Origin of the sequence: Natrarchaeobius versutus (assembly GCF_041205745.1) — an archaeon.
Taxonomy (GTDB): domain Archaea; phylum Halobacteriota; class Halobacteria; order Halobacteriales; family Natrialbaceae; genus Natrarchaeobius; species Natrarchaeobius versutus.
Genome location: NZ_JBGFCC010000007.1, coordinates 225,047 through 237,993, shown reverse-complemented (window position 1 = coordinate 237,993; position 12,947 = coordinate 225,047). Strand labels below are relative to the sequence as shown.

Annotated in this window: 11 protein-coding genes; 8 read left to right on the top strand and 3 right to left on the bottom strand. The window is 64.5% G+C overall.

The window, feature by feature from the left end; genetic code table 11:
* Positions 1-77 precede the first annotated feature (77 nt).
* Positions 78-608 carry a DUF7344 domain-containing protein gene (locus AB7C87_RS16685; protein WP_369730626.1) on the bottom strand — a complete coding sequence of 177 codons (531 nt, stop codon included), beginning with the start codon at positions 606-608 and terminating at the stop codon, positions 78-80.
* A 625-nt stretch (positions 609-1,233) separates the two neighbouring features.
* On the opposite strand from AB7C87_RS16685, the gene AB7C87_RS16680 reads away from it, so the two are divergent.
* From AB7C87_RS16680 to AB7C87_RS16645, 8 genes are all read left to right on the top strand, one after another.
* Positions 1,234-1,815 carry an acyltransferase gene (locus AB7C87_RS16680; RefSeq protein WP_369730625.1) on the top strand — a complete coding sequence of 194 codons (582 nt, stop codon included), beginning with the start codon at positions 1,234-1,236 and terminating at the stop codon, positions 1,813-1,815.
* Positions 1,812-2,948 carry a DegT/DnrJ/EryC1/StrS family aminotransferase gene (locus tag AB7C87_RS16675; RefSeq protein ID WP_369730624.1) on the top strand — a complete coding sequence of 379 codons (1,137 nt, stop codon included), beginning with the start codon at positions 1,812-1,814 and terminating at the stop codon, positions 2,946-2,948. Before AB7C87_RS16680 ends, AB7C87_RS16675 begins: the two co-directional genes overlap by 4 nt.
* Positions 2,945-3,958: a Gfo/Idh/MocA family oxidoreductase gene (locus AB7C87_RS16670; RefSeq protein WP_369730623.1), complete on the top strand. Its 1,014-nt coding sequence runs from the start codon at positions 2,945-2,947 to the stop codon at positions 3,956-3,958. Before AB7C87_RS16675 ends, AB7C87_RS16670 begins: the two co-directional genes overlap by 4 nt.
* Positions 3,958-5,517: a nucleotide sugar dehydrogenase gene (locus tag AB7C87_RS16665; RefSeq protein ID WP_369730621.1), complete on the top strand. Its 1,560-nt coding sequence runs from the start codon at positions 3,958-3,960 to the stop codon at positions 5,515-5,517. The genes AB7C87_RS16670 and AB7C87_RS16665 overlap by 1 nt, the downstream gene beginning before the upstream one ends.
* Entirely contained in the window at positions 5,510-6,667 is a 1,158-nt protein-coding gene (locus AB7C87_RS16660; RefSeq protein ID WP_369730620.1) for a glycosyltransferase family 2 protein, read from the top strand. The genes AB7C87_RS16665 and AB7C87_RS16660 overlap by 8 nt, the downstream gene beginning before the upstream one ends.
* Before the next feature lie 32 nt (positions 6,668-6,699).
* Positions 6,700-7,551: an alpha/beta fold hydrolase gene (locus tag AB7C87_RS16655; RefSeq protein WP_369730619.1), complete on the top strand. Its 852-nt coding sequence runs from the start codon at positions 6,700-6,702 to the stop codon at positions 7,549-7,551.
* 117 nt (positions 7,552-7,668) lie between these two features.
* Positions 7,669-8,304: a MaoC family dehydratase gene (locus tag AB7C87_RS16650; protein ID WP_369730618.1), complete on the top strand. Its 636-nt coding sequence runs from the start codon at positions 7,669-7,671 to the stop codon at positions 8,302-8,304.
* A 262-nt stretch (positions 8,305-8,566) separates the two neighbouring features.
* Positions 8,567-10,930 (top strand): DUF6517 family protein, encoded by a 2,364-nt coding sequence (locus tag AB7C87_RS16645; protein WP_369730617.1) that lies wholly within the window; start codon positions 8,567-8,569, stop codon positions 10,928-10,930.
* Positions 10,931-11,112: 182 nt separating this feature from the next.
* On the opposite strand, the gene AB7C87_RS16640 is transcribed toward AB7C87_RS16645, so the two are convergent.
* Both AB7C87_RS16640 and AB7C87_RS16635 read right to left on the bottom strand, forming a co-directional pair.
* Positions 11,113-11,772, bottom strand: coding sequence for a hypothetical protein (locus tag AB7C87_RS16640; RefSeq protein WP_369730616.1), 660 nt, complete (start codon positions 11,770-11,772; stop codon positions 11,113-11,115).
* Positions 11,773-11,958: 186 nt separating this feature from the next.
* Positions 11,959-12,765: a DUF8054 domain-containing protein gene (locus AB7C87_RS16635; RefSeq protein WP_369730615.1), complete on the bottom strand. Its 807-nt coding sequence runs from the start codon at positions 12,763-12,765 to the stop codon at positions 11,959-11,961.
* Positions 12,766-12,947: the final 182 nt, after the last annotated feature.

Here is a 12,947-nt window from a genome sequence, read left to right as displayed (position 1 = left end):
TCGAGAACCGTCTCGAGTGAGCGCGAGGCGTGGGGACCGTCCTGATCGGGTGTGGGGAGGGCGACGAGAACTGGCTGTTATCGGCTCGCACGACCGAACGGGAACTGCCGGTCGGGCCGTCGCGAGACGTGCTGTACGAGCGAGAGCGCGAGGACGACGATGCAGACCGCGATCGCGACGAGCGCCGCGACTGCGGACGTACCGATTGCGACCCACGCGAGTGCGAACACGGACACGCCTACCGTGGCTACCGCGAGGTAGAGACGATGCCACTCGCGTTCGCTTCCGAGGTTTCGATCGAGGTAGGGTTCGAACACCTCTTCGCTGGGGAGGAGTTCGATCCGGTGGGCATCCGGATCCCAGTCGACGATCCCGTGGTCTTCGAGCATCGGCAGGTGCGTCTGGTACAGCGAGATGTACACCCGGCGACGCTGGGTTCGCGTGATCTCTTCCGGCGGTGCGTCGTTTTCCCAGGCCGCGACCCGTTCGACGAGTGCCGTGAGGTCGCAGGAACCGCCCTGTCGTTTCAGGAACTGGACCGTCCGTCGGCGACGGGCGTTGCTGAACACGTCGAACAACTCGGCCTGGGAGAGGTCGTGCTCAGCCATGGATGCCCTCGCGTTCCCGAGTCGAGCATCGATCGGGTGTGGTCGGATACCTCACAAGAACACGTGTCACACCCGTTCCCTTTACTATCACACGGCTACCCTCCCGATAATCGAATTGTACCGGTTAGCGGGCGTGACTGACGGCTAATCCAACGTTTTTCGGACGGTCGCGACGGATCGATGGCGACGACCGGTGGGTCCATCACCGGGAACGATGGTCGGAAGATATCACTCACATCGTTCAGTTCGAGATCGACTCCATTCGCCGTTCCGTGTCGCGGTTTTTCTCAGTTTGTTCACCCGAACGCGTTCATCGGAGCGCACACGACGTCCCGATCGATTCGCGTGATCCGATCAGGTTCGAGACCCGACGATCACCGAAACCGACGGTTCGGCGCGTGTGGACGGTCGCTTTCGATCCGATCGCGGCCATCACCGAGGCTGTAGTTCGTGGCTACGGACCCGTCAAGCCGGGGATAACAAAACCTCGTTACCGGCTGTATCAGGACGATTCCCACCCGGGTATCGAGCTACCGATGACACAGCGACACCGACGACGACGACCACGAGTTCGAGCGCGGAAGATGCCTCCCTCGAGACGCTCGGGAACTGACGGAGGTGAATCGTGACGGGCGAACTCGTCCGGGGCGACGACTGTACGATCGACGAGGGTGCGACGGTCGGCTACGGCGAGTTCGACGAACCGACCCGGATCGGACGAGACGCGACGATTCGATCCGGATCGATCGTCTACGGCGACGTGACGATCGGCGACGGCTTTTCGACGGGCCACGACGTCCTGGTTCGCGAGGGAACCCGAATCGGCGACGACGTGCTCGTCGGCACCAAGACGGTGATCGACGGGAAGACGACGATCGGCTCGCACGTGAGCCTCCAGACGAACGTCTACGTGCCGACACAGACCACGATCGGGGACAACGTCTTCGTCGGCCCCGGAGCCGTTCTCACGAACGACGAGTATCCCGTTCGAAGCGACGCGAGTCTCGAGGGACCGACGATCCGCGACGGCGCCTCGGTCGGGGCGAACGCGACGCTGTTGCCCGGCGTCACGGTCGGCGAAAACGCGTTCGTCGCGGCCGGCGCAGTCGTCACGTCCGACGTCCCAGCGAACACGCTCGCCGTCGGATCGCCCGCCGAAACGCAGTCGTTACCGGGGCCACTCGAGGGGCCCAACCAGATCGCATGAGCGAAACGACCGACGCCGAACGCGACGGACCGATTCGGATCGCGGACCCCTCGATCGACGCCGCCGTGGTAGAACGGATCGAATCGGCACTCGAGGATGGCGCACTCGCCGACGGCCCGGAAGTGCGGGCGTTCGAATCGGAATTCGGCGCCTACTGTCGGACCGACCACGCCGTCGCGACGTCGAACGGGACGACGGCGCTCCACGCCGCCCTCGAGGCCCTGGGTGTCGAGGACGGCGACGCCGTGATCACGTCGCCGTTCTCGTTCGTCGCGAGCGCCAACGCGATCCGACTGGCCGGCGGGACGCCCGTGTTCGCGGACGTCGATCTCGAGACGTACACGCTCGATCCCGACGACGTCGAACGCGTCCTCGACGAACGTGACGACGTCGTCGGCCTCCTGCCGGTCCACCTCTACGGACTCGCCGCCGACGTCTCGGCTCTCGGCAAACTCGCTGACGAGCACGACCTCTTCGTCCTCGAGGACGCCTGTCAGGCCCACGGTGCGGCGGTGGACGGCGACCGGGTCGGCGGCTTCGGCGACGCCGCCTGCTTCTCGTTTTACCCGACGAAGAACATGACGACCGGCGAGGGCGGCATCGTCACCACCGATCGCGAGGACGTCGCCGAGCGAGTTGCGAGCTACGTCAACCACGGCCGAGCAGAGAACGGAACGGGCAACTACGACCACGTCCGGCTCGGGCACAACTACCGGATGACGGCGCTCGCCGCGGCGATCGGTCGGAGCCAGCTCGAGCGGTTGCCCGCGTTCAACGAGCGCCGCCAGGAGAACGCGGCGTACTACGACGACCGGTTGGCTGATCTCCCGCTCGAGACGCCGACGGAGCCCGACGGGTACAGACACGTCTATCACCAGTATACGATTCGAACTGACGACCGGGACGCACTCGCCGACGGACTCGCGGCCAGAAACGTCGACGCGGCGATCTACTACGAGACGCCGATCCACCGACAGCCGGCATACGAGACGGTCAGTACGGCCGCGGCCGAGCTTCCGCGAGCCGATCGGGCCGCGGAGACCGTACTCTCGTTGCCGGTCCATCCCGGCCTCACGGATCGCGAGCGACGTGCCGTCGTCGAAGCAATCTACGACCATTTCGATAACCAATGAGTACGGAACGAACGAAGACGTCGCCCAGACCGGTTCGGGTGGGCGTCGTCGGCGTCGGAGCGATGGGGGAGAATCACGCACGCGTCTTCAGCGAACTACGGACCGCCGACCTCGTCGGCGTCACCGACCACGACATCGACGTGGCGAGACGGGTCGCCGCAGAGTACGGGACCGAGTCGCTCGAGATCGGATCGCTCCTCGAGCGCTGTGACGCCGTCACAGTCGCGGTTCCGACCCACGCACACTACGAGACGGTCTCGCGGTGTCTCGAGGCGGGCGTACACGTGCTGGTCGAGAAGCCGATCGCGGAGACCGTCGAGCAGGGCCGAACGATGGCCAAACTCGCCCGAAACGCCGGGCTCGTCCTCCAGGTCGGCCACATCGAACGGTTCAATCCGGCCGTCCAGACCGTGGGCGATCTGATCGACGATCTCGACGTGATCTCGCTCGAGGCGGAGCGACTCGGCCCGCCGATCGATCGGGCGGCGCCGGGGAACGTCGTCTTCGATCTAATGGTCCACGACGTCGACATCGTCGCCTCGTTGCTCGAGGACGACCCCGAATCGATCTCGGCGATGGGTACGGAGGACGGGCGATACGCCACTGCGACGATGGGCTACGGCGACGTCGTCGCGACGGTGACGGCGAGTCGGGTCACCCAAAAGAAGGTGAGAAAACTCACCGTCACCGCCCGCGAGTGTCTCGTCGAGGTCGACTACCTCGAGCAGTCCGTTCTGATCCACCGCGATTCGTATCCCGAGTACCTCGTCGACGACGGCAAGCGCCGGTACCGCCACGAGAGCGTCGTCGAACGACCGCGAGTCGACAACGGCGAGCCGCTTCGGCACGAGCTCGAATCCTTCGTCGAGACGGTCCGCGAGGAGGCAGAGCCGACCGTGACGGCGGAGGACGGTATCTCGGCTCTCGAGACCGTCCAGCGGATCGACGCACTCGTCTCGGGGGAGGAATCGCCGAGACGACTGGAGCGCGAACGCGAGGTGGAGATCTGATGGCCGGATCCGATTCCGATTCCGGTTCCGACGTCATCGCCGACGCCGACGGTGTCGGCCTGTACGACGCCACGGTCCCCGAATCCCGCCAGCGAGAACGGTTGACGACCGGCCGCGTCCCCGTCGCCGTCTACGGTCTCGGGAAGATGGGCCTCCCGCTCGCGGGCGTCTACGCCGAGACGACGGGGAACGTGATCGGCGTCGACGTCGACCCGTCCGTCGTCGAGACGGTCAACGCGGGCCAGAGCCACGTCGTCGGCGAATCCGGGCTCGACGACCTCGTCGCCGAGCAAGTCGAGAACGGCCGACTCGAGGCGACGACCGACGGCCCGGCCGCTGCCGAGCGCGCCCGGATCCACGTCGTCATCGTCCCGACGCTCCTGACTGACGACCGCGAGCCGGATCTCTCGACGGTCGAATCGGTCGCCGACGATATCGCCTCGGGTCTGGCTCCTGGAGATCTCGTCGTCGCCGAATCGACCCTTCCTCCTGGGGCGTGTCGTGACGTCCTCCGCCCTCACCTGTCGGCGGAAAGCGGCCTCGCGCCCGACGAGTTCGGACTAGCATTCTGTCCGGAGCGAACCTCCTCCGGCACGGCCCTCCGGGACATTCGGGGGGAGTACCCGAAGGTCGTGGGCGGCGTCGATGACGAGAGCACCCGGGCCGCCGCCGTCGTGTACGACGAACTCTCGTCGAACGACGTCCGTCAGGTCTCCGATGCCACGACCGCCGAGGCCGTGAAGGTGTTCGAAGGGGTCTACCGGGACGTCAACATCGGGCTCGCGAACGAACTCGGCGCCCTCGCGGACGAACTCGACATCTCGGCCCGCGAGGCGTTTGCCACCGCGAACGACCTGCCGATGTGTCAGCTCCACGACCCCGGTCCCGGCGTCGGCGGCCACTGTATCCCCTACTATCCGTACTTCCTGCTCTCGTGGCTCGAGACGCCCCTTGCGCTGACCGAGACCGCTCGAGCGGTCAACGACGGCATGCCTGCACTCGTCGTCGACAGGCTCACGACGGAACTCGAGTCTGGGGGGATCGACCTCGCCGAGTCGTCGATCCTCGTCCTCGGATTGACGTATCGCGCCGACGTCGAAGAGACGCGGGCCTCGCCCGCACTCGACGTCGTCGCCGAACTCGAAGAGCGCGGCGCGAACGTGGCCGCCGCCGATCCGCTCGTCGACCCCGCCGAGTACGGTGTTCAGGCGGTTGACGTTACTTCCCTCGAGGAACGACCAACGACCGACGAGGTGTCCCGGTTCGACGCCGCCGTGCTCGTGACACCACACGAGGCGTTCGACCGAATCTCGTGGGCGTCGCTCGATCAGACCGTCGTCGTCGATACGCGAGACGCCCTCAAGCGTTCCGAGGTCGGACGTCGGATCTACACACTCGGCGGCTCTCGAGACGGCCATCGGCCGGCGAGCGCTCGGATAGACGGGGCGGCCTCGGTCGACGGATCGGAGCGTGGAGAGCCGGACGATTCGCCCGCAAACCCGCCGCCAGAGGAGCCAGCCGCCGACGCCCGGCGAACGGACGGTGGTGGCGATGTATAACGGAACGTCGGTCGCCGTGGTCGTCACGGCCTACGACGAGGAGGCGTTCGTCGGCCGCGTTATCGAGACCGTCCCCGACTTCGTCGACCGGATCTACGCCGTCGACGACGCCTCGCCGGACGGAAGTTGGGAGGTCATCCAGCGCGTCGCCACACGGATCAACGCGACCGCCGAACCCGAACGGGCGATCACCGACGGCGGCGACGCCCGCAGAGTCGTGCCGATTCGCCACGAGGAAAATCGCGGATACGGCGCGGCCGTCAAGACGGGCTACGAGCGCGCGGCGGCCGATGAGATGGACGTCGTCGCCGTCATGAACGGCGACGGTCAGATGGATCCCGCCATCCTCGATCGGATCGTCGATCCCGTCGCCACCGGCGAAGCCGACTACGCCAAGGGGAACCGACTGCTTCGCCGTGAGGACCGCGAAGGGATGTCGACGTTTCGGTTCGCCGGAAACGCGATGCTCACCGGCCTCTCGAAGTTCGCCTCGGGATACTGGACGGTGGGCGACCCCCAAAATGGCTACACCGCTATCTCTCGAGAGACGATCGAACGCCTTGATCTCGAGTCGATCACCGACCAGTACGGCTTTCTCAACCACATCCTCACTCACCTGAACCTCGAGGGCTGTCGCGTCGCCGACGTTTCGATGTCGGCGGTCTACGGCGACGAGGAGAGTAGCATCCGTTACGTGCCGTTCGTACGCTACGTCTCGTTACTGTTGCTCCGGAGTTTCCTCTTGCGACTCAAACGCCGCTACGTCCTCGAGGGATTTCATCCGGCGGTCGTCTTCTACGGCGCAGGCTCCTCGGGGCTTGCAGCAGGCGCGCTCGGCTTGCTCGGCTCGCTCAAGCGATCCCTTCGCGGATCCGACGGATTCACCGGCGCACTCGTCGCGGTCGTCGCTTTCCTGATCGGACTCGTCTCCCTCGGTATTGCCATCTCGATGGACGCCGAGGAGAGCGACTCACTCGAGGTGACACGCTACGATCGACGCGACGGGCCAGCCACCGTCGAGGCGACCGACGGCGTGGACGAGGACATCGCGACAGAAGACGAGGCGGACGAGGACGGTGCGGCCGAAGACGAGGCGGCCGAAACGACGGATACCGAGTCGCCACTCCAGCCATCCCAGTCGATGGACTAACCGTTTTATGGGCGCGGCGCGGACGACCGACGATGGCAGAACTCGCGCTCGAGGACGGGACGATTTGGTACGAGACGACCGGTGAGGGGCCTCCCCTCGTCTTCGTTCACGGTGGGTGGCTAAACGGCAGGACCTGGCGATCACAGGTCGAACACTTCGCCGACGAGTACCGAATCGTCACGGTCGACGTCCGCGGCCACGGTTACACTGGATCGACCGACGTCGGGCGCTACTCGATCGAACTGTTCGCCGACGACCTCGAGGCGGTGTGTGCCGAACTCGATCTCGAGCGTCCCGTTCTCTGTGGCCTCTCGCTCGGGTCGATGGTCGTCCAGGAGTACCTCGCCCGTCACCCCGATCGCGCCACGGGGGCGATCCTCGCCGGTGCACTCAGATCGATGCCGTCGATGGCCGTCCCACCGGCGATGAAACCGTTCCTCTCGCCGACGCCAGCGCTCACGACGACGCTGTCTACGCTGGGACCGACGGCGACGTTCCGGTCGATGCTCGGCTCGATTCGAGCCACGACCGGCGGGCGCTGGCTAACCGTCGATCCGGCGGTCAGAGCCGAGGCCCTCGAGGCAGTGGGTGACGTCTCACCCACGGAGTTTCGGAAGGTCTTCGACGCGCTCTACCGGTACGACCCGCCGGATCTGTCGAACGTGAAAACCCCGACGCTCGTTATGCACGGCGACCGAGAAGCACCGATCGTCGCGCGTCAGGGCCGACGGATCGCGACGATGGTCGACCGCGGCCGTCGAATCGTCGTCGACGACGCCGGCCACCTCGTCAATCAGGACCGGCCCGCGGCGTTCAACGCGGAGAGCGAGGCGTTCCTGTCGGAACTCGACGCCGGAATCGGATCAGAGTCGACCGCGGCGTAACGAGATCAGCGCAGGTCCCTCGACCCCACCAACGTGTTTTGGCGACGATATCAAGACGACAGGCATCGAACTCCAACGAGTGGTCATCCGACTGACACACCGCGACCTCGAGAACGCATGAGTAGCAATCCTTCCGACTCCGAGACGACCGACGTCGGCCCACAGTGGTCGACCGTGTCGAAACACGTCGTGAACAGTTATCTGGAGGCAAACAACGCGTTGCTGGCGGCGATGGGGCTTGGCACCTCGAGTCGTGCCGACACCGGCGACGAATCCACCCCCGAGGACTCGTCGATCGCCGAGCTCTCTTTCGGCGACGAAAGCTGGTTCGCCGAGCGCTCCACCGACGAGTACGACGACCTCGGCATCGGTGACTTCGTTCGCTTCAGCAAGTCGATCGAGGACGGTGACGTCTCCGCGTTCGCGACGGCCACCGGCGACACGAACCGACTCCACCTCGACGAGGAGTTTGCCCACGACACCAGATTCGACGGGCGGATCGCTCACGGAACGCTCGTCGCGGGCACCATCAGCGCCGCCCTGGCCCGATTCCCGGGGTTGACAATCTACCTCTCGCAGGATCTCGAGTTCCACGCACCGGTCGAGATCGGCGACACCGTCACCGCCGACTGCGAAATCATCGAAGCCCTCGGTGAAAACCGGTACCGGATCGAGACGACGGTCTCCGCCGATGACGATCGAACGGTGATCGACGGCGAAGCCATCGTCATGATCGAGGAACTCGAGGAGTAACGCACAGGTGGCCGTGGAGGTCGTCGAACCGATTTCACGCTCTTCGGTACTGGTCGGGTTACCAACCGTCCGAAGCCGGAAATACCGACGTATCTGGATGTGCCGTATTTTATAGAAGGTGTTAGTAGCGGACCCGTGAATACGATCGGACCTCGTCCCGTGGTTGGGGAAATCTGACGGTAGAGTCCCTACTCCTGGGTAATTCACACGATTACCTGTAACTCACCTTGATCTTATTACGGCCTAATGATGATTTTATTTCATGTCGGGAAACGAGAGGGGCTGTGACGAACCGATCGAGAACAGTGCGGCAGAACGCGGCCAGCGACACACGGTGGGGACGACAGTGAACCGTCGCCGTCTGCTTGCAGGACTTGCGGGAACGGGTCTCGCCGGGCTCGCAGGGTGTGCCGAACTGACGGACCTGACCGAACATACGTTCGAGGCCGATCCGGTTGCCGTTCCACCGGACAGTCTCGAGCGGTTCGGCTTAGAGGGGGTCGAGGAAGACGAGATCGTCGTCGAGGAGGAACGAACGATCGGCGGTGAAGACGTCCGCGCGGAGATGACGAGCCACGTCGTCGGATACGAGGCGACGGGGGAGACCGGAGGTGAGACCCAGATTCGGACGACGCGGGACGTCGCGGCCGAGGAGGTGCTGGTGACGATTCCGGGCGAAGAGTTGCTGGGAACGAATCCCGACGACGCCATCGACGAGGCACTCGACGTCGGTCGGCTGATGGTCCCCGGCGACCTGCTGGTGGAAGACGGTGAGTTCGACCCCGAATCGATTCCAGGCGGTTTTGGCCTTGGTTTTCAGGGGGAAGGAGAACATGCGGGAGTCGTCTTGTTCTCCGAAATCGATGGGGGCTACGATGAAGGCGACCTCGGCGAACTTCGCTCCGCCATCGAGGACGACGTTATGCCGCCCCACGAAGGGATGCTCCTGCCCAAACGAGGGTTATTGGACGAGGAGATCGAGGCCGTCCCGTTCGAAGCGCTGGAGGAAGCACTCGAACGCGGGGTCTCCGAGGAACAGGTCGGGAGGCTCGTCGGAAACGGCGTCGTCATGTATCCAGAACCTGGGCTTGTCGTCGACGAAGAGCCGGAACTCCTCGAACAGGGCGTGGTGATGATCCCCGGCGACTCCTGGTTCCCCGGTGACCACTGGTTCCCCGGTGACCACTGGTTCCCCGGTGACCACTGGTTCCCCGGTGACCACTGGTTCCCCGGTGACACGTTTGACGAGGACGCAGCGTTTGTCGAGGGCACCGGTGGACTCGAGGACCATCACGAGATCGAGGTCGGTCGGCTCGACCTTCTGGAAGCTGGCGGCGTTCTGATTCCGGCTGGCTCCTACGAGGAAGCTGGAGACGACCAGGTAGGGGGGGCAATTTGGACGACGCGGAACGTCGGGGGCGAGGAAATACTGGTGACGATCCCGGGCGAAGAGTTGGCGGGAACGAACCCCGACGACGCCATCGACGAGGTGCTCGAGGTCGGTCGGCTGATGCTCCCCGGCGATGCGTTGCTCGGTGACGACGGAACGCTGGAGACCGGTGAGTATCCGGTGTCGGAGCTCACTCCGACAGCCACAGACGTCTTTTTTCCGGGTGATAATTGGGACGAGCTGGATCTCGGTGAACTTCACCACGCCGTCCACGACGATGTCCACACCTTCGCGTCGGCGACGGACCTCCCCACGGAGGGAATCGTCGACGGGGACTTCGAGGCCGTTTCGTTGGAGGCTCTAAAGGTGGCGCTCGAACGCGGCGTCTCCGAGGAACAGGTCGGCCGACTCCTCGAGAACAGTGGGTTGATGCCCCCACAGGATTGGGAAGACCCACAGCCAGAACTACTCGAACAGGGAGTGGTAATGATCCCGGGTAACAGGTACGTTCCATCTGGTTGGAGCGACTGGTACCCGGCCGACTGGAGCGACTGGTATCCGGCTGGCTGGAGCGATTGGTACCCCCAAGGCTGGAGCGACTGGGCCGAATTCATTACGAGCGACGCGGCGTTCGTCGAGGGCACCGGTGGGCTCGAGGAACTCCACGACATCGATAACGGGCGGCTAGAACTGCTCGAGCAGGGTGGCTTCTTCCTCCCCAAGGGAAGTTGGGAGGCAGCCGGATCGGATTCGGCCGCGCCGTCCGCTCCCTGGCCGATATTCGAGTCCACCGCCGTCGGCGCGCTTGCCACCCCGAAGGCGGCAGTGATGGGCCAGACGCTCAACCCGGTTGCGAACGCGTCGCCGGCAGAACTACTGACCGACGAGGAGATGCGGTCGTTCGTCGGCCGGCTCGGCCTCGACGGCGTCGAGGACGGCTGGGTCGAGGGGCCGGAAAACGTGAACTCGGAGGTGGGTCGGCTCCTGGGCGAAGACACCCCCGTCGAGACGTTCGTGGGGGTGACCGGCTCCCGCGAGGATGCCGAGTTTGCGGTCGTCCACGTCGGCAGGCTCGAAATCGGCGACGACGTGGTCGTTACGGCCGTCAGCTCGACCGAGGAGGTCGATCAGGTTGGCCGAGTGTTCGTCGGCGAGGATGGGTACGTGAACGAGGGCGACTTCGAGGCCGGTACCGAAACAACCCTCGAACTATTCGGGACAGTCGAACACGAGTGAGACCGGAAGTGGATCGAAGCTCGGGCGCAGACACCCCGTCGGCCGGTAGCCATCGCTGATCACACTACCCGACCAGCCCATCCCACGCTGTCCATCTCGAGCAGTGGCGAGGACGCTCGAGACCGTCGATACACCGGCCGTGCGGGATATTTATTCACCATCGAAATTGACACAACGCCCCATCAACACTCGAACGTCACCCAGCCGTCCAGATCGTAATCGAACGCCGAGTACTCCACGTTCGGATCGTGCAGTTCCTTTCGATAGATTCTCTCGTTTGTCACCAGATAGGCGGAGTCGATGTCGCCGCTCGTGCCAACCCATTGATCTTCCTCGTCGCCGTCGTTTCCGTACGTAAGCCGGCTGACGAAGACGATGCCGACGACCGCATCCTCGTCGTGACGTTCGACGTCCCGAGGCCATACTGACGCGCCCCGAAGGTTCGAATTCGTGTCCGTCCGCTCGAGGTACGACCGCTCGAGTTCACTGACGGCGTCGACGATTTCGTCTTCAGTGTCCGCGTCGACATCGATCGACGGCACCGATTCCGTGCTGTCATCCTCGTCCGAGACGGGACAGCGGAGCGTTCTGTGTTCATCCGGAAGCGGACCACCGTTCTCGGCGCCGGTATTCTCTCCGCTCGAGTGGTCAATCGTTTCCCCGGTCTCTTCGGAAGACGAATCATCAGTCCGCTCCCCGTGGTCTTCGGTCGACGAATCCCCCGTCGCTTCGCCGTCAGTTCCCGAGGAAGGGTCGTCGTCCTCTAGTAGCCCCGTACAACCGGATACAGCGACCATCGCCGCCGAAATACCTGTGTTCGAGAGGATCGTCCGTCGGTTCATATCCGAATGTTTGTGTTAGCACATAAACTCCTTCTCCATCCGCCGTCGGATCGGTTCTCTCCGCACTGGTTTTGCTCTCGAGCGGATTGCAGTGCGCTCCCGGGTGGAGTTGCGTTTCAGACGTCGCGAACGATCCTCACCACCGACCGGTAACGGCCGTCACGCGGTCCGGGTTGTTGGATCAGGTCACCGGACCGGCTGCTCGAGCAGTCGGTCCCCGCTTTCGGTACAGACGACGGAAACGACCTCGTAGCTCGAACAACAGGACTCGCGGGTCTCCGTGGCAAACTCGACCGGTCCGCCGTCCGGACACTCCTCGAGAAAGATCCGGACGCCAGCGACGAGTTCGCTACGGGAGGTTGGCTGGAGCTTACGCCAGTAGGGGACCCGATCGGCGATCGGACCGGACGCGGCAGTATCCAACCGGAGGGCCGTCGCCGAGGGCCACTGGCCGATTCGTCGTCCGTCGCGTTTGACGGCGACCGCGTCGTCGTAGCGCTCGACCTCGACGTCGTCGGACTCGATCCCCAGTTGATCGAGCAACGCCGCCGGGTCCGGCTCCTCCTCGACTGCCTCGAGTTCCGTCCGCCACTCCCGGTCGAACGCCGCGGTCAGACAGAGGTCGTCGATCTCAGCACAGGGTTCGAGAACGCCCGACTCGAGCAACGTCTGTTCGGTATCGATCTCGTCGGGCACCGCGACGTCCTCGAGCGGGTCCTTCCCGAACCACGACAGCACTCGCCGCGGCAGATACCGCTTCGTCAACGTCGGCGTTCCCGGCACGAGATACCCCCGAAGCCAGATAACACACGACGAGAGTCCGAGGACCAATGCGCTCGCGAAAACGCCCACGGCGGCCGTCCACGCCCACGCAAGCGTCGTCCCGATCAGCGTGCTCACACCGAGGGCGATCAAGGCGTTCACGACAGTGCAGGGAACGCATCGATTTTCGCCGGTGTACTCCGTATTTCGGAGCGAACGAACGACGGTCATATTTTGCCTATCAACGTCATTGTATGAATCGGTTTCCCCCGCGGATCCACCTCATGGTGGAGAAACGACACCGTGAACCGATCGCACAAAGAGAAACCGAGACGGCCCACACGATGGCCGACTGGCAACGATCGCCGTCGTCCGCTCGAGTCAGTCTACTCCCGTTCCGTCCCCGAACTGGC

What these genes read in the sequence shown, in the direction of transcription:
- AB7C87_RS16645 (WP_369730617.1), top strand. Translation starts at nt 8,567, where the DNA reads ATGTCGGGAAACGAGAGGGGCTGTGACGAACCGATCGAGAACAGTGCG.
- AB7C87_RS16640 (WP_369730616.1), bottom strand. Translation starts at nt 11,772, where the DNA reads ATGAACCGACGGACGATCCTCTCGAACACAGGTATTTCGGCGGCGATG.
- AB7C87_RS16655 (WP_369730619.1), top strand. Translation starts at nt 6,700, where the DNA reads ATGGCAGAACTCGCGCTCGAGGACGGGACGATTTGGTACGAGACGACC.
- AB7C87_RS16685 (WP_369730626.1), bottom strand. Translation starts at nt 608, where the DNA reads ATGGCTGAGCACGACCTCTCCCAGGCCGAGTTGTTCGACGTGTTCAGC.
- AB7C87_RS16665 (WP_369730621.1), top strand. Translation starts at nt 3,958, where the DNA reads ATGGCCGGATCCGATTCCGATTCCGGTTCCGACGTCATCGCCGACGCC.
- AB7C87_RS16670 (WP_369730623.1), top strand. Translation starts at nt 2,945, where the DNA reads ATGAGTACGGAACGAACGAAGACGTCGCCCAGACCGGTTCGGGTGGGC.
- AB7C87_RS16675 (WP_369730624.1), top strand. Translation starts at nt 1,812, where the DNA reads ATGAGCGAAACGACCGACGCCGAACGCGACGGACCGATTCGGATCGCG.
- AB7C87_RS16660 (WP_369730620.1), top strand. Translation starts at nt 5,510, where the DNA reads ATGTATAACGGAACGTCGGTCGCCGTGGTCGTCACGGCCTACGACGAG.
- AB7C87_RS16635 (WP_369730615.1), bottom strand. Translation starts at nt 12,765, where the DNA reads ATGACCGTCGTTCGTTCGCTCCGAAATACGGAGTACACCGGCGAAAAT.
- AB7C87_RS16650 (WP_369730618.1), top strand. Translation starts at nt 7,669, where the DNA reads ATGAGTAGCAATCCTTCCGACTCCGAGACGACCGACGTCGGCCCACAG.